Raw genomic sequence first — 15,280 nt, forward strand, 5'->3', positions numbered from 1 at the left:
TGGCAGGGCGGCGACTCTGCCTTGGCTACTTCAGGAAAACGGTCGTCGCCACGGCGCGCGAGGCAGCGTTGGTCTGCGTCACCGCCAGGCCGTCGCCCACGTCCGCCAGGAAGACATCGGCGCCTTCGGCAAACCCCGGGAAGGCGGGCGACAGGACCTTGCTGGTCCGGCCGTGATTGAACCCGGCCATGCCGGCCGTGTCGGCGTTCCAAGAGGCGCTGAACTTGTGCGCCGAGTCGTTCAGCGGCATCACGCTGCCTTCGTGGCCGTTGATGAACGAGACCTGGTAGGCATCGATGGCGAAGGTGCCGTAGGCGACGTTGCCGGAGTAGACGCCGCTGGCGCTGGCCGGGCAATTGGCGCGCGCCTGGGTCTGCGTCGCCGGGAAGCTGAAGGAGGCCTGTGCGCTGCCGCCCACCTGGCGCACCGTGAAGGCCCCGCCTGCCAGGTTGCCAACCACCTCCACCAGCATGCCGGTCTCGAAGCCGGGGTAGGCATCGGCCTGGACCGTGCCCATGACGCCATACGCCTTGACCGGGTCGAAATCAGGCACCAGCCGGTCCACCAGGTAAGGATTGGCCGCTGCGCTGGCCGTCTTGGCCCAGGTCACGGTGAATGCCGATGGGCCGTAGTGGGCCGCCGAGAGCGCGCCCACGGTCACGGCGCCGTCGGTGCGCTGGCGCAGCAGGTAGCCGTCCTTGTTGCGCTGGACATAGCCCACGTTGCCCGAGGCCCGGGCCCTCTCGCAGTACGAGCCGTTGCCCAGCAGCGAGGCCACGACCGGCACGAAGCTGATGCTGCCCGGGTCCCACTGGAAGTCCAGCCGGTAGCTGCCCAGGCCGGGCACTTGCAGGTTCTCCACGCGCAGGGTCTGGCTGCTTTCGAGGGTGAGCGTGGCCTGCGACAGATCGACCGGCACCTGGGCGCAGGCGAGCGAGGCGGTGAACGCGATGAGGGGGGCGACAAAGTGCTGCTTCATGGCAATCCTGATGGCAAAACGGAAGATGGGATGGGAATGGGACCGCAGAGCACAGACGCCGGGAGGCGGTGACTGCGGCGATAGGGCCCCGGTGTGCGCGGCGCGTTTCGGTGCCCCGACGCGGCCTCGGTGGGCCTGCGCCGATTGTTCGAAACGCGCGCGTCGCTGCCTATCGGCCACCTGACCGATGCAGGCGCCCGGAGCGCGCCGTCGCGCACGCCGGTATCCCGAGGGGGAATGGCCGGCGCCGCATCGTCCCGGAACAATCGCGTCCCTACCCACCAACGAGGAGCGGGCATTGCACCAGGCGCTGATGGAACTGTGGACCGCGGTGGCGGACGAGGCACGCTGGGCCGGCGCGCTGCACGCCTACGCCAACAGCCTGGGCGCCGACCAGGTGGGCTGGTTCGTGCTGGCCAACAGCCCGCAGCAGCTGGCGCAGCAGGCCGGCGAGTTCGCCACCCAGCCCGATCCGGGGTACTGGTTGCAGGTGCCGTCGGCCAGCGGCGCGCCGGCGCTGCTGGGCAGCGGCATCTCGGCCGAGGCCACGGCGCGCTACGCCGAGCACTTCCGCGCGCAGGATCCGCTGTGGGACGCTGCCATGGAGAGCTATGTCCAGGCCGGCCCGGACGGCACCTGGGTGGTGACGGATGCGGCCCTGGACCCGGCACGGCAGCGCCGCCGCGCCGCGCTCAGGAGCGATTTCCTGCAGCCGAACGGCATCGGCGCACGCATGTTCGGCGGCAGCCGGGGGGCGCACCACCCGGTGGGCAACCTGTTCGCCTCGGTCTACCGCGAGCGCGACGACGCGGGTTTTACCCCAGCGCAGGTGCAGCGCTTCCAGGCCGAGTTCGGCGCACTGCAGCAGGCCGCCTTCCTGCACCGCGAGACGCTGGCGCTGCGCGCGCGCACGCAAGGGCTGGAGGCGCTGATGGAGCGCCTGTCGGTGGGGCTGGTGTTCTTCGATACCGCCGGCAGGCTGCTACACGCCAACGCCAACGCCCACGCGCTGGCCGCGCGGCGCGAGCACGCGGACGTGCGCCGGCTGCTGGCCGGGCCGCTGCAGGCAGGCGCCGCGACGCAGGCGTTGTTCGCACAGTCACTGCGCGGCGCCAGCGGCTGCGTCCCGCTGGCCGGCGGCCTACTGCTGGTGGCGCTTTCGGCCGGCGACCTGGCCGGTCTGGGCATGCCCCACCATGCGCCCGGCGTGGCCTGGGCGCTGCTGGAGCGCACGCTGGATGCGGCCGGCGCCGTCGCGCTGGCGCGCCAGGCCTACCGGCTCAGCCCGGCCGAGGCGGCGCTGCTGCTGGCGCTGGCGCGCGGAAGCACGCCGCAGGCGTTCGCCGACGCGCGGGGCGTGCGCATCCGCACCGTGCGCACGCAGCTGAGCGCGCTGCTGCTCAAGACCAGCACCCAGCGCCAGCAGGAGCTGCAGGCACTGGTGGCGCGGCTGATGCTGCTCACGCCCGGCGACGCGCGCGCCGCGGCCGCCTGAGCCGCCCGCGCGTCCACGCCGGCCTCAGCGGCGCAGCTGGTCGGCCAGCGTTTCCCAGTCGTCGGCACCGGTGGCGGCGAAGATCGCCCGCAGGTGCTTCTTGAGCGCGGCCTCGCTCACGCCGGCCAGGCGGTGGCAGTCGGCGCGGGCGTGGCCCAAGCCGGCCAGCGCCGCGATGTCGCCCTGCAGCGGCGACAGTGGCAGCGCCAGCACCCGCCGCACCACCGCCACCTCCAGGGGGCGCTGCAGCTGCAGGGTCAGCAACTCCTGCACCGGCCCGCCCGACAGGGCCTGCAGATCGCGCCGATGCACCGCCAGCCAGCCCCCGGGCACAGCGCTGCGCGCCTGGCTGCCGGGCTGCGCCACGCCCAGGCGCCGGGCCAGGTCGGGCGGCGGCACGCTGGCTGCGCTTTGCAGCCCCAGGCCGGCCAGGTGCGCCTGGCGCAGCAGCTCGGTGGCCGCCTCGTCGGCATACAGCGGCCGGCCAGCGGCGTCCAGCACCACATGCCCCGGCGGGCCAGACGCCATGCCCGGCAGCTCGGCGGCGGCGCCCGGCGGCGGCCCGAACGCGCGCGCCAGCCAGCCGCCGGTGCGCTCCAGCGTAGCCTCGTCCGCCGCCGTGAAACCGGCGCCGGAGGCGCGAAACAGCATCGCCACGGCATGCGTGCGGCCGCTGCCCTCCACGCGCAGGTCGAGCGTGTGGCGGTGGCCGCTGGCACGCACCAGCAGGTTGTGGGAGTTCGAGCGCAGGTACGGCGTGCCCAGGCGCCTCAGCCGGCCGGCGCGCGGCCCATCGGCGCGTGCCAGGGTGTGCACGTTGGTCTCGCCGGGACCGCTGAACAGGCGCTCGAATTCGTTCAGGAACAGGTCCTGCACGGCCGCCGGCGAATCCTCGTGGAAGAAGCCGGCCGGCATGCCCTGCGCATCCAGCCAGAACAGCGCCGCCGCGTCGGCGCCCACCAGAGTGCGCAGCGCCGCGCAGACATCCGGCGCCACAGGCGCCAGGCCCAGTCCCAGGCCGCACAGCAGGCCCAGGGCACGCCACTGCTGCTGGCGCAGGGCGGCGGGCGGCGGCGAGGGTTCGGTCATGGCGGCGGGGCGGCGGGGCGGCCCGTCCATTATCGGGGCCCGCCCCTACACTGCGCGCCCATGCATCCGTCCCCGATTCCCGCCCTGCTGCTGGCCGCCGGCCGCGGCGAACGCATGCGGCCCCTGACCGACATCTGCCCGAAGCCGCTGCTGCCCGTGCGCGGGCAGCCGCTGCTGGCGTGGCACCTGCACGCGCTGGCGCGTGCGGGCGTGCGGCGCGCCGTCATCAATACGGCCTGGCTGGGCGCACGCATCCAGCAGCATTTTTCCGATAATTTCTTGTCCCAGCCTGCACCAAATAATGATCTTCAGCTATCGATTTCATACTCCGACGAGGCGCGCGACTTCGGCCATGCGCTGGAGACCGCGGGCGGCATCGCACGCGCGCTGCCGCTGCTGGACGCGCCCTTGTTTTGGCTGGCGGCAGGCGACGTGTTCGCGCCCTGTTTCGCCTTCGACAGGCAATGCGTGCAGCGCTTTGCCGCCAGCGACGCGCTGGCGCACCTGTGGCTGGTGCCCAATCCCGTGCAGCACCCGCGCGGCGACTTCGGGCTGACACCGGACGGGCGCGTGCTGAACCTGCCGGACGGCGATGCGCGCCCGCGCTTCACCTATAGCACCATCGCCCTGCTGCGCGCCGAGCTGTTCGCGCCGCCGTGGTGCGACATCGCACCCGGCAACCCGCAGGGGGTAGCCGCGCCGCTGGCGCCGCTGCTGCGCTGCGCCATGGACGCCGGGCGCGTGACGGGCACGCTGTACGACGGACTGTGGGTGGATGTGGGCACGCCCGAGCGGCTGGCAAGGCTGAACGGCACTTGAGCAGGCGGCGTGAAAACGCCGCGGCCCGCCAGCGCTGCCATCCGAAAGCGGGCAGACTGCCGTACTGGTCCCACAGCGCCGCCGTGCGCCGGCCTCCACCACAGGAAACGCGACGTGACCCCCCTGGACTACGCCCAGATGGCGATGCTGGCCGCCGTCGCCTCGTTCTGTCAGAACCTCACCGGCTTCGCCTTCGCGCTGATCTTCGTCGGCGCCGCCGGCGCGCTCTCGCTGCTGCCGATCCAGGACGCGGCCAACATCGCCAGCGTGCTGTCGGCCGTCAACGGCTTCATCTACCTGCGCAGCCACCCGTTCGAGCCGCGCTGGGAGCTACTGCGCCCGCTGTTGGCCAGCGGCGTGGCCGGCGTGGGCCTGGGCCTGGTGCTGCTGGCCTGGCTGAGCGGCAACACGCTGCACGGCCTGCGCCTGGTGCTGGGCGTGTCGGTGGTGGCCTGCGCGGTGCTGCTGCTGGCGCGCTCGGTGCCGCGCGCCACGCCGTCCAGCCCGCGCGTGCTGTGGGGCGTGGGGCTGGTCTCGGGCGTGCTGGGCGGGCTGTTTTCCACCGCTGGCCCGCCCATCGTCTACCACCTGTACCGCCAGCCGCTGCCGCCGTCGCTGATCCGCCAGTGCCTGGTGGCGCTGTTCCTGGCCTGCGCGCTGGTGCGGCTGGCCGCCGTGGGCATCGCCGGCGCCCTGCCCTGGCACACGCTGACCTCGGCCGCCGTGGCGCTGCCGGTGGTCACGGCGGTGACCTGGTGGCAGGCGCGCCATCCGCCCGACTGGCCACCGGCGCTGGTGCGCTGGATCGTCTGCACGCTGCTGCTGGCCGCCGGCGGCAGCCTGCTGGCCTCGGCGCTGTAGCGCAGTCCCGGCGCCGGACAGGGACGGGGCCGCCGCAGTACGATCCGCGCCCATGAGCAGCAGCATCCACGCAGACCGCCGCGCCCGCTTGGCCGCCCAGCTGGGCGCCGGCGGCATCGCCATTGTCCCGACCGCCCCGGAGCGCCCGCGCAACCGCGACAGCGACCACCTGTACCGGCACGACAGCTATTTCTACTACCTGACGGGCTTCACCGAGCCCGGCGCCTGCCTGGTGCTGGACGCCGAGGGCCGCAGCACGCTGCTGTGCCAGCCCAAGGACCTGGAGCGCGAGATCTGGGACGGCTACCGCCTCGGCCCCGAGGCCGCGGTGGCCGCGCTGGACATGAACGCCGCCCTGCCGATCGGGCAGCTGGATGCCGAGCTGCCGCGCCTGCTGGAAAACCGCCGGCGCGTGTGGTTCCCGTTCGCCACGCACGACGGCCTGGCCGCGCGCGTGGAAGGCTGGCTGAGCACCGTGCGCGCGCGCGCGCGCTTCGGCGTGCAATGCCCGGCCGAGCAGGCCGACCTGTGCCTGCTGCTCGACGAGATGCGCCTCATCAAGGACGCGCACGAGCAAGACGTGATGCGCCGCGCCGCGGCCATCAGCGCCGGCGCCCACATCCGCGCCATGCAGACCAGCGCCCGCATGCTGCGCGCCGGGCAGCAGGTGCGCGAGTACCACCTGGAGGCCGAGCTGCTGCACGAATTCCGCCGCCACGGCTCGCAGGCGCCGGCGTACGGCTCGATCGTCGCCGCCGGGGCCAACGCCTGCGTGCTGCACTATCGCGCCGACGCCGCGCCGGTGCGCGCCGGCGAGCTGGTGCTGATCGACGCCGGTTGCGAGCTGGACGGCTACGCCAGCGACATCACCCGCACCTTCCCGGCCGACGGGCGCTTCACCGGTCCGCAGCGCGCGCTGTACGAGCTGGTGCTGGACAGTCAGAAGGCGGCGATCGCCGCCACGCGCGCCGGTGCCCGCTTCAACGATCCGCACGACGCCACCGTGGCAGTGTTGGCGCAGGGCCTGCTGGACCTGAAACTGCTGGCTGCGGACAAGGTCGGAAACGCGCAGGACGTGATCGACAACCGGGCGTACTTCCCGTTCTACATGCACCGCACCGGCCATTGGCTGGGCATGGACGTGCACGATGTGGGCAGCTATGTCGAGCCGTCCGAGGTCGGCCAGACGAGCGAGCGACGCGACCCGCTGTCGGGCGAGACCATCACGAACCGCCCGAGCCGCATCCTGCGGCCCGGTATGGTGCTGACCATCGAGCCCGGCCTGTACGTGCGCCCGGCGCCGGGCGTGCCCGAGGCCTTCCACCACATCGGCATCCGCATCGAGGACGACGCCATCGTCACCGCGGACGGCTGCGAGCTGATCACGCGCGGCGTGCCGGTGGAGCCGGACGAGATTGAGGCGCTGATGCGCGCCGAGGCGTCCGCCGCTTGAGGTGGGTCAACCCTGCCGCCTGTCCGGTCGGCGGGCGGGGATGGCTTTTATTTTATAATCCTGATTGAGAATCCTTCTCATTAAATATCAGGAGAATACTGTGGTCCAGACTTGGAAATGGCAGGCCGCTGCGGGCGTGCTGCTGCTGGCGGGCGCCCTGGGCGGCGTGCAGGCGGCGGAAATCCCGATAGGCAAGCCGCACATCGCGGGCGGCATGGAAGTCGCCGCCGTGTACCTGCAGCCCATCGAGATGGAGCCGCCAGGCATGATGCGCGAAGCCAAGACCTCGGACATCCACCTGGAGGCCGACATCCGCGCCGTGCAGGGCAACACCAACGGCTTCGGCGAGGGCGATTGGGTACCGCACCTGGTGGTGCGCTACAAGCTGGCCAAGGCGGGCGATTCCAAGACACTGGAGGGCGAGCTGATGCCCATGGTGGCCAGCGACGGCCCTCACTATGGCGACAACGTCAAACTGATGGGCCCGGGCAAGTACACGCTGACCCTGTCAGTGCAGCCGCCGAGCGCCGCCAAGCACGGCCACTTCGGCCGCCACGTGGACAAGGAAACCGGCGTCGGCCCGTGGTTCAAGCCATTCGAGGCGAAGTACGAGTTCACCTACGCCGGCATCGGCAAGAAGGGCGGCTACTGACATGGCGGCGTCGGCACCGGGCTCTGGCAGCCGGCTGGCGAGTGCGCTGCAGCGACTGGGCGGGCGCGCCACGCCGCTGCTGGCGGCGCTGCTGCTAGCCGGCGGCGCCAGCGCGGCGCACGCGGCCGGTGATATCCCCACGTTCCGCGTGGTGCTGAACGACGGCCAGATCAGCACCCGGCGCATCGAGCTGCCGGCCAAGCAGCGCTTTCGCATCGAGGTAGTGAACGAGGGCAAGACCCCGGCCGAGTTCGAGAGCCTGCCGCTGGGCATCGAGCTGGTGGTGGCGCCGCACAGCACGCGCACCCGGGCGCTGCCGGGCAAGTCGCCGGGCACCTACCCGTTCTTCGACGAGTTCCACATGGACACGACGCGCGGCGAATTCGTCATCCAGTAACCGCGTCCGTCGAATTTCGCTTTTTTCTTTCCAAGCGCACAAGGACACGCCATGGGCCAGGTCGCCTTCATCATCTGGCGCGAAAGCGTCGAAGCCCTGCTGGTGGTGGGCATTCTGCACGCCTGGCTGGTGGCCACGCCGCAGGCCGCCGCCGGGCGGCGCTGGCTGTGGGGCGGCGTGGCGGCCGGCCTGGTGGCGGCAGGGCTGCTGGCGCTGAGCATCTACCGCGCGCAGGCGCTGCTGCTGGACTGGCAGGAGCAGTTCCAGGCGCTGATGGTGCTGGTGGCGGCGGTGCTGATCGTGCAGATGGTGATCTGGATGCGCGCGCACGGGCGCACCCTGAAGGCCGACCTGGAGCGCGGCCTGGCGCAGCAGGCGGCCAGGCGCAACTGGTGGGGCGTGGCGCTGTTGGCGGCGCTGGCGATCGCGCGCGAGGGCAGCGAGGCGGTGATCTTCCTGTACGGCACCCTGGCCGCCGCGCCGCGCGCCGAGCTGCCGCTGATGGGCCTGGCCGCGCTGGCCGGGCTGGCCGCGGCGCTGGCCACCTTCTGGCTGCTGCAGCTGGGCGGGCGGGTGCTGAACTGGCGCCAGTTCTTCCGCCTGACCGAAGTGCTGCTGCTGCTGCTGGCCGGCGCGCTGGTGGTGACCGGGCTGGAGAAGCTGCAGGCACTGGAGTGGCTGCCGCCGCTGGCCGACGGCCTGTGGGACAGCAGCTGGCTGCTGGACGACATGAGCCGTGTCGGCGGCGTGGTCGCGGCTTTGAGCGGCTACCGCGCCCAGCCGTCGCTGATGACGCTGCTCGGCCTGGCCGGCTACTGGGTGCTGGCGCTCGTGCTGCTGCGCGGCGCGAGCCGGCCGCGCAATTTGAATGAAATAGTCCCAAAGCCCTTGAATATCAAGGGCGAACAGCTAGCAAAAGAGTAGCAAGCATGCCCCCTTCCAGCCACGGACTGCCGCTGCAGGCCCAGCCACCGCACCCTGCCCCTGCCCGCCTGCCCGCCGCCGCAGGCCCGGGGCGGGCGCAGCGCGCGCTGGCGGCCGGGGGCGAATGGCTGCGCACCCACGCACGCCTGATCCGCGCGCTGCAGTGGGTGGTGGTGCTGGTGTATGCCGTGCTGCTCATCGTGCCGGCGGTGCTGCCGCTGCCTGACCGCACGGCGCACGTGTGGAACCACCTGACGGTAGCGGCCGAGTTCGCCTTCTGGGGCATCTGGTGGCCGTTCGTGCTCTTGAGCATGGTGCTGTTCGGCCGGCTGTGGTGCGGCGTGCTGTGCCCCGAGGGCACGCTGACCGAGTGGGCCGCCAAGCACGGCCGCGGCCTGGGCGTGCCGCGCTGGATGCGCTGGGGCGGCTGGCCGTTCGTGGCCTTCGTCTGCACCACGGTGTATGGGCAGATGGTCAGCGTCTACCAGTACCCGAAGGCGGCGCTGGTGGTGCTGGGCGGCAGCACCGTGGCGGCGCTGGTCGTGGGCTACTTCTACACGCGCGGCAAGCGCGCCTGGTGCCGCTACCTGTGCCCGGTCAACGGCGTGTTCGGCCTGCTGTCCAAGCTGGCGCCGATGCACTACCGCGTGGACGACGAGGCCTGGCGGCGCACGCTGGCGCGCGAACTGGACGCGGCGCCGGCGCGCGCAAGCGCAAGTGTTGGTGTGCCGACGGCGGCGCAGCCGGTGCGCATCGTGCGCCGCGCCGCGCCGGCGGTGGACTGCGCGCCCATGCAGCCGCTGCGCCACATGCAGGGCGGCAGCGGCTGCCACATGTGCGGGCGTTGCAGCGGGCACCAGGACGCCATCGCGCTGCAGTGGCGCTCGCCGGCGCACGAGGTGGTGCACGTCGCCGCCACCGAGGCCGACCACTGGCAGACCTGGCTGATCGTCTTCGGCCTGCTGGGCGTGGCCATCGGCGCCTTCCACTGGAGCGCCAGCCCGTGGTTCATCAGCGCCAGGCAGGCCATCGCCACCTGGCTGGTGGACCGCGACCTGTACTGGCCGCTGGCGGACAACGCGCCCTGGTGGCTGCTGACGCATTACCCGGACCAGAACGACGTCTTCACCTGGCTGGACGGCGCGCTGCTGCTGGGCTACATCGGCGCCACCGCACTGGTCTGGGGCGGGGTGGTGCTGGCGCTGCTGGCGCTGGCCGTGCGCCTGGCCGGGCCCTGGGCGCGCCAGCGGCTGCACCACCTGGCGCAGGCGCTGATCCCGCTGGCGGGTCTGGGCGTGTTCCTGGGCCTGAGCGCTATCACGCTGACGCTGCTGCGCGGCGAGGGCGTGTTCGTGCCCTGGGCCAACGCGGCGCGGCTGGGGCTGCTGGCGCTGGCCAATGCCTGGTCGCTGTGGCTGGGCTGGGCCATCGTGCGGCACTGGGGCGGGCTGGGGCTGGGGCTGGATGGCCGGCCGGCGAGGGCTGGGGCGGCCGCAGCGCCCACGGGCAGTGCGCGCACGCTGCTGGCGTTGGCCCCCTTCGTGCTGGCGCTGGCCTGGGTGGACAGCGCTTGGGGCTGGCTGTTCTGGTGGTGGTGAAGCGCCGGCTCGCCTGAAGGCGGTGCCGGCGCCCGGGCGCGCTGCGCGCATCCGCGCAGGCCCGACCGCCAGGGCAGCGCCGGGCCGGCGGCTTACCAGCGCACGGTGACGCCCGCGCCCACGGTGTGCGCCACCGGGCTGCCGCCGAAGCTGCGGCGCCAGCCGATGTCCAGGTCCAGGTCGTCGTTGACATGCCAGATCGCGCCCAGCAGGCCGTATTTCTCGTGCCGCTCGTCGGGTGCGGCGGCGCGGGCGATGCCCACGTCGGCGGCCAGGCTGAGCTGCGGTGTCACCGTGTACAGCACGGCGGTGGACAGCGCCCACAGATGCTTGCGGTCGCCCACGCGGTTGTCGTTGTACGCCAAGCCGGCGTTGCCCAGCCAGGTCCAGTCGCCCCATTGCTGGCTGGCGATCAGCGTCAACGCCGCGGTGGCGCGGCCGTTGCCCAGGCCCTTGGACTCGCTGCCGCTGGGCAGGGTGATCTCCGGGCGCAGCGCCAGGCTGAAGCCCTGCGCCTCGTTGTCATAGAAGCGCCACTTGGCCAGCACCGTGGTGTCGCCCACGCCGCTGACCTGCGGCTCGCCGGTGGCCGACTGGCGCGCCCAGGGCACGTTGACGGCGATGTCCAGGGTTTCGGTCAGGCCGTAGGTCAGCGCGGCGTTGACCTCGCGCTCCCAGGCGGTGAAGCCGGCGGCCCGGTCGCGCACGCGGGTGTGGTCGGTGTTGGCCTCGAACTGCCAGTGGCCGGTGCCCTAAGTGCCGCTGTCGTCTGTGACCAGCGGGTGAGCGGCATGGGCGGCGCTGGCAGCGGCGGCGGTCAGCAGGCCGGCGCCCAGCAGGCGGGCGGCAGAAAAGGAACGGGACAGCGTGGTGGCCATGGTGCGCAGGAAAGGAAAAAGAGAGAAAGGCAGCACCTGCGGCGGCAACGGCCGCCCGGTCAGGCCTGCGAGAACGCGTCGCAGGCACGGCGCGCTGGCGCCGCATTATTCTTGATAACGCGAATGATTGCCATTTGATACAACGCAAGAGTTCAGCCACGCCCATGCGTTCTTGTGGTCAAAATGGCCTCAAGTCCACACGAACAAATAGCCTGTAGCTGTTTTTTACGTAGCAAATAAAAAACTCGGTGCGCGGGCCGGCACAGGGTGGCTGACGCCTGCGCGACAGTCCAGCCAGCAATCGCGCCATATCACAAGGCACATGGTGGGCAAAGCATTCCGAACCGCGGCGTAACTGGTTCCATGCAAAAATCGAAACTCGATTACATCCACCATCGGAGACATTTCCATGCGAGTGCGCCGCGCCACCAAGATCGTTGCCACCCTCGGCCCATCCTCCAGCGACCCGCAGCTGCTCGAGCGCATGATCGCCGCCGGCGTGAACGTGGTCCGGCTGAACTTCAGCCACGGCAAGGCCGAGGACCACGTGCAGCGCGCCACCCTCGTGCGCGAGGCCGCCAAGCGCGCCGGCCGCGAGGTGGCCATCATGGCCGACCTGCAGGGCCCGAAGATCCGCGTGGGCAAGTTCGCCGAGGGCCGCGTGATGCTGGAGCCCGGCCAGTCCTTCGTGCTGGACGCCGAGCGCACCGAGCCGGGCGACGACTCCGGCGTGGGCCTGGACTACAAGGAGCTGCCGCGCGACGTCAAGCCCGGCGACGTGCTGCTGCTCAACGACGGCCTGATCGAGCTGACGGTGGATTCGGTGCGCGGCGAGCAGGTCTGCACCACGGTGCGCCTGGGTGGCGAGCTGTCCAACAACAAGGGCATCAACAAGCAGGGCGGCGGCTTGACGGCGCCGGCGCTGACCGCCAAGGACATGGAGGACATCCGCACCGCGATGAGCTTCCAGGCCGACTACGTGGCCGTGAGCTTCCCGAAGAACGCCACCGACATGGAGATGGCGCGCCAGCTGTGCAACGTGGCCGCCGCACCCTACCGCCACAAGCCGGGCCTGATCGCGAAGATCGAGCGCGCCGAGGCGGTGCCGCTGCTCGAAGAGATCCTGCGCGTGTCCGACGGCATCATGGTCGCGCGCGGTGACCTGGCCGTGGAGGTGGGCAACGCCGCCGTGCCGGCGCTGCAAAAGAAGATGATCAACATGGCGCGCGAGATGGACAAGGTCGTCATCACCGCCACGCAGATGATGGAGAGCATGATCACCAACCCGGTGCCCACCCGCGCCGAGGTCAGCGATGTGGCCAACGCGGTGCTGGACGGCACCGACGCGGTGATGCTGTCCGCCGAGACTGCCGCCGGCAAGTACCCGTTGGAGACGGTGCAGGAGATGGCCAAGATCTGCGCCGCGGCGGAAGCCGCCGAGGACCCGGTGCTGGACTCCGACCTCACCGGCCAGACCTTCGGGCGCATCGACCAGTCGATTGCCATGGGCGCGCTGTTCACCGCCCACCACCTGGGCGCCAAGGCCATCGTGGCCATGACCGACAGCGGCTCCACCGCCCTGTGGATGAGCCGCCACCGCACCCACATCCCGATCTACGCGCTGACCCCGAAGGTGGCCACGCAGCGCAAGATGGCGCTGTACCGCAACGTGCGCCCGCTGCTGATGGACACCAGCGCCGACCGCGACACGGCCCTGGAGCAGGCGGAAAACCACCTGAAGAACCGCGGCATCGTGCAGCAGGGCGACCTGTACGCCATCACCTGCGGCGAGCCGATGGGCCAGCCGGGCGGCACCAACATGCTGAAGATCTGCCGCGCGCACTGAGATCGTGAACCCGCGCCGAAGGCCTTGGCGGCGGGCCGGCGCGGCAGGTGAATTGCGGGGGGGCCGAGTAAACTCGGCGGTTACGACGCGGTTACCGCCGCTGCCTTTCCCCTTGCGATTCACTTGAACGGACTCGACCCATGCCCCTCGTCTCGATGCGCGAACTGCTCGACCACGCCGCCGACAACGGCTACGGCATCCCCGCCTTCAACGTCAACAACCTGGAGCAGGTGCAGGCCGTGATGAGCGCCGCCGACGAGGTCGGCGCGCCGGTCATCCTGCAGGCCAGCGCCGGCGCGCGCAAGTACGCGGGCGAGAGCTTCATCAAGCACCTGATCGCCGCCGCCGCCGAGGCCTATCCGCACATCCCGCTGGTCATGCACCAGGACCACGGCACGTCGCCAGCCATCTGCCAGGGCGCGCTGGAGCTGGGTTTCGGCTCGGTCATGATGGACGGCTCGCTGCGCGAGGATGGCAAGACCCCTTCGGACTTCGACTACAACGTGCGCGTCACCCAGGAAGTAGTGGCCATGGCGCACCGCATCGGCGCCACGGTCGAGGGCGAACTGGGCTGCCTGGGCTCGCTGGAGACGGGCGAGGCGGGCGAGGAGGACGGCGTGGGCGCCGTCGGCAAGCTCAGCCATGACCAGCTGCTGACCGACCCCGAGGAAGCCGCGCAGTTCGTGCGCGCCACGCAGCTGGACGCGCTGGCGATCGCCATCGGCACCAGCCATGGCGCCTACAAGTTCTCGCGCCCGCCCACGGGCGACGTGCTGTCGATCCAGCGCGTCAAGGAGATCCACGCGCGCATCCCCAACACGCACCTGGTCATGCACGGCAGCTCCAGCGTGCCGCAGGAGCTGCTGGCGCTCATCAACCAGTACGGCGGCAAGATGAAGGAAACCTACGGCGTGCCGGTCGCCGAGATCCAGGAGGCCATCAAGCACGGCGTGCGCAAGATCAACATCGACACCGACATCCGCCTGGCCATGACCGGCGCGGTGCGCAAGTTCCAGGCCGAGAACCCGGACAAGTTCGACATGCGCGAGTGGATGAAACCGGCGCGCGAGGCGGCCAAGGCCATCTGCCGCCAGCGCTATCTGGAGTTCGGCTGCGAGGGCCAGGCCGGCAAGATCAAGGGTGTCAGCCTGCAGCAGATGGCCGCGCGCTATGCTGCGGGCGAACTGGCCCAGGTGGTGCGCTGAGCCGCGTCGCCGCCCGCTTGGCCCGGCGGGCCCGGCCGGACTGCCACCCCTGACCTGCACGGGCGCTTGCCGGCCCTGGCAGGGTGACGACACACCAAGGCCAGGCCGCATGCGCGCGCCTGGCCTTTTCCATGGAACGCTGCCTTGACACATCCCGCTCTTTTCCGCCGTAGCGCCTTGAGAGCCACCGCCGTGCTGGCGGCGGCGCTGGCCACTACCGCCTGCGCGCCGCTGCCGCCCGGCGAGCCGCACGTGGGTCGCGCCCGGCTGCAGCTGTCGCCGGGCGAGTGGGTGCCGCTGGCGCAGGAGGACACGGTGTTCGACGTGCGGCCCGACGACCTGGCCCACGACCTGCCGATGCGCTCGCGCCTGCTGGGCCTGCGCGACGCCGACGGGCAGTTGGTGGCCAGCGTCTGGGTGCAGACCAACGCCACCAGCACCCCGCGCGATCCGGTCGTCCTGTGGCAGGAGGCCTGCCCGCCGCAGTCCGGCGTGCAGGTGCAGGACGCCGCCCAGGGCAGCCCGGTGCGCATCGACTGCCTGCGCTACCGGCGCCGCGCCGACGCCGACGGCTACCTGGCCGCCAGCCGGCCGCGGCTGGCGGTGCTGGCGGCCGAGCACCACGCGCTGCCGGCGCAGCCGTACTCGCACGTCAGCTACCGCTACTCCACGGCCGAGGGGGGCTTCATCTCCGTCGACGTGCTGGCCGACCGGCGCCTGCTGCGCGCGCCGCGCTACAACAACTTGGAGTTCCTGCGCGCGGCCCCGCCGGCGCAGGCCTGGATGGAGCAGCTGCGCACCGCCGCGCAGGCCAGCCCCGCCCTGCTGGACGGGCTGCTGGCGCTGCCGCCCTTCCCGTCCCAGCTGGTGCCCTAGCGCACGGGCACCGCGTGGCCGGCCCACGCGGGCGCTGCGGCCCGGGCGCGGCTCGCACGGTCCGTCATCTAGCCACTAGAACGGTAGCCAACGGAAAGCGAAATTTCTTCCTGTAAGCTTGCACTCAGTCAACCCGTGTAGTCGCGGAGCCTTCCCCCCTGGTGCCTGGATGCCTTGATGCCTTGCCAGCGCATGCAAGTCTTTGCGA

At 71.4% G+C, this 15,280-nt stretch carries 15 protein-coding genes; 11 read left to right on the forward strand and 4 right to left on the reverse strand.

The features are described from left to right. Positions 1-25: 25 nt before the first annotated feature. Positions 26-979 (reverse strand): hypothetical protein, encoded by a 954-nt coding sequence (locus tag BLQ61_RS03455; protein ID WP_091566742.1) that lies wholly within the window; start codon positions 977-979, stop codon positions 26-28. 313 nt (positions 980-1,292) lie between these two features. On the opposite strand from BLQ61_RS03455, the gene BLQ61_RS03460 reads away from it, so the two are divergent. After that, the gene (locus BLQ61_RS03460) at positions 1,293-2,474 is read left to right on the forward strand and encodes a helix-turn-helix transcriptional regulator (protein ID WP_245703820.1); all 1,182 of its coding nucleotides are present in this window, start codon (positions 1,293-1,295) and stop codon (positions 2,472-2,474) included. 24 nt (positions 2,475-2,498) lie between these two features. Here BLQ61_RS03460 and BLQ61_RS03465 read toward each other — a convergent pair whose 3' ends face one another. Next, the gene (locus BLQ61_RS03465) at positions 2,499-3,563 is read right to left on the reverse strand and encodes a hypothetical protein (protein ID WP_245703821.1); all 1,065 of its coding nucleotides are present in this window, start codon (positions 3,561-3,563) and stop codon (positions 2,499-2,501) included. Positions 3,564-3,623: 60 nt separating this feature from the next. Here BLQ61_RS03465 and BLQ61_RS03470 point away from each other — a divergent pair, with 60 nt between their 5' ends. The 7 genes from BLQ61_RS03470 to BLQ61_RS03500 all read left to right on the forward strand — a co-directional run bounded on the left by BLQ61_RS03470 (position 3,624) and on the right by BLQ61_RS03500 (position 10,267). Then, a complete protein-coding gene (locus BLQ61_RS03470; RefSeq protein ID WP_091566746.1) occupies positions 3,624-4,382 on the forward strand; it encodes a nucleotidyltransferase family protein in 759 nt (252 codons plus the stop codon). 114 nt (positions 4,383-4,496) lie between these two features. Beyond that, on the forward strand, positions 4,497-5,243 hold the full coding sequence (locus tag BLQ61_RS03475) for a sulfite exporter TauE/SafE family protein (protein WP_091566748.1): 747 nt from the start codon (positions 4,497-4,499) through the stop codon (positions 5,241-5,243). 52 nt (positions 5,244-5,295) lie between these two features. Further along, entirely contained in the window at positions 5,296-6,696 is a 1,401-nt protein-coding gene (locus BLQ61_RS03480) for an aminopeptidase P N-terminal domain-containing protein (protein ID WP_091566750.1), read from the forward strand. Between the two features lie 100 nt (positions 6,697-6,796). Next, a complete protein-coding gene (locus tag BLQ61_RS03485) occupies positions 6,797-7,348 on the forward strand; it encodes an iron transporter (protein WP_091566751.1) in 552 nt (183 codons plus the stop codon). A gap of 1 nt (position 7,349) precedes the next feature. Continuing rightward, positions 7,350-7,745: a cupredoxin domain-containing protein gene (locus tag BLQ61_RS03490; protein WP_091566753.1), complete on the forward strand. Its 396-nt coding sequence runs from the start codon at positions 7,350-7,352 to the stop codon at positions 7,743-7,745. 51 nt (positions 7,746-7,796) lie between these two features. Further along, the gene (locus BLQ61_RS03495) at positions 7,797-8,669 is read left to right on the forward strand and encodes an FTR1 family iron permease (RefSeq protein ID WP_091566755.1); all 873 of its coding nucleotides are present in this window, start codon (positions 7,797-7,799) and stop codon (positions 8,667-8,669) included. 5 nt (positions 8,670-8,674) lie between these two features. Continuing rightward, on the forward strand, positions 8,675-10,267 hold the full coding sequence (locus BLQ61_RS03500; RefSeq protein ID WP_091566757.1) for a 4Fe-4S binding protein: 1,593 nt from the start codon (positions 8,675-8,677) through the stop codon (positions 10,265-10,267). Positions 10,268-10,359: 92 nt separating this feature from the next. Here the strand turns inward: BLQ61_RS03500 and BLQ61_RS03505 are convergent, their stop codons facing one another. Together BLQ61_RS03505 and BLQ61_RS17700 are read right to left on the reverse strand one after the other, a co-directional pair. Continuing rightward, positions 10,360-10,974: a transporter gene (locus BLQ61_RS03505; protein ID WP_091566759.1), complete on the reverse strand. Its 615-nt coding sequence runs from the start codon at positions 10,972-10,974 to the stop codon at positions 10,360-10,362. A 45-nt stretch (positions 10,975-11,019) separates the two neighbouring features. Beyond that, positions 11,020-11,145 (reverse strand): hypothetical protein, encoded by a 126-nt coding sequence (locus BLQ61_RS17700; RefSeq protein WP_281218494.1) that lies wholly within the window; start codon positions 11,143-11,145, stop codon positions 11,020-11,022. A 409-nt stretch (positions 11,146-11,554) separates the two neighbouring features. Here BLQ61_RS17700 and pyk point away from each other — a divergent pair, with 409 nt between their 5' ends. From pyk to BLQ61_RS03520, 3 genes are all read left to right on the forward strand, one after another. Next, a complete protein-coding gene (pyk, locus tag BLQ61_RS03510; protein WP_091566762.1) occupies positions 11,555-12,991 on the forward strand; it encodes a pyruvate kinase in 1,437 nt (478 codons plus the stop codon). A gap of 140 nt (positions 12,992-13,131) precedes the next feature. Next, complete coding sequence (gene fba, locus BLQ61_RS03515; RefSeq protein ID WP_091566763.1) at positions 13,132-14,196, forward strand: class II fructose-bisphosphate aldolase; 1,065 nt, start codon at positions 13,132-13,134, stop codon at positions 14,194-14,196. A gap of 177 nt (positions 14,197-14,373) precedes the next feature. Continuing rightward, positions 14,374-15,072, forward strand: coding sequence for a hypothetical protein (locus BLQ61_RS03520; RefSeq protein ID WP_091566765.1), 699 nt, complete (start codon positions 14,374-14,376; stop codon positions 15,070-15,072). Positions 15,073-15,280: the final 208 nt, after the last annotated feature.

Source organism: Oryzisolibacter propanilivorax, from assembly GCF_900103645.1.
Lineage (GTDB): Bacteria > Pseudomonadota > Gammaproteobacteria > Burkholderiales > Burkholderiaceae_C > Melaminivora > Melaminivora propanilivorax.

Coding starts and splice junctions, on each gene's coding strand:
- BLQ61_RS03455 (WP_091566742.1), bottom strand. CDS start 979: ATGAAGCAGCACTTTGTCGCCCCCCTCATCGCGTTCACCGCCTCGCTC.
- BLQ61_RS03460 (WP_245703820.1), top strand. CDS start 1,293: ATGGAACTGTGGACCGCGGTGGCGGACGAGGCACGCTGGGCCGGCGCG.
- BLQ61_RS03465 (WP_245703821.1), bottom strand. CDS start 3,563: ATGACCGAACCCTCGCCGCCGCCCGCCGCCCTGCGCCAGCAGCAGTGG.
- BLQ61_RS03470 (WP_091566746.1), top strand. CDS start 3,624: ATGCATCCGTCCCCGATTCCCGCCCTGCTGCTGGCCGCCGGCCGCGGC.
- BLQ61_RS03480 (WP_091566750.1), top strand. CDS start 5,296: ATGAGCAGCAGCATCCACGCAGACCGCCGCGCCCGCTTGGCCGCCCAG.
- BLQ61_RS03490 (WP_091566753.1), top strand. CDS start 7,350: ATGGCGGCGTCGGCACCGGGCTCTGGCAGCCGGCTGGCGAGTGCGCTG.
- BLQ61_RS03495 (WP_091566755.1), top strand. CDS start 7,797: ATGGGCCAGGTCGCCTTCATCATCTGGCGCGAAAGCGTCGAAGCCCTG.
- BLQ61_RS03500 (WP_091566757.1), top strand. CDS start 8,675: ATGCCCCCTTCCAGCCACGGACTGCCGCTGCAGGCCCAGCCACCGCAC.
- BLQ61_RS17700 (WP_281218494.1), bottom strand. CDS start 11,145: ATGGCCACCACGCTGTCCCGTTCCTTTTCTGCCGCCCGCCTGCTGGGC.
- pyk (WP_091566762.1), top strand. CDS start 11,555: ATGCGAGTGCGCCGCGCCACCAAGATCGTTGCCACCCTCGGCCCATCC.
- fba (WP_091566763.1), top strand. CDS start 13,132: ATGCCCCTCGTCTCGATGCGCGAACTGCTCGACCACGCCGCCGACAAC.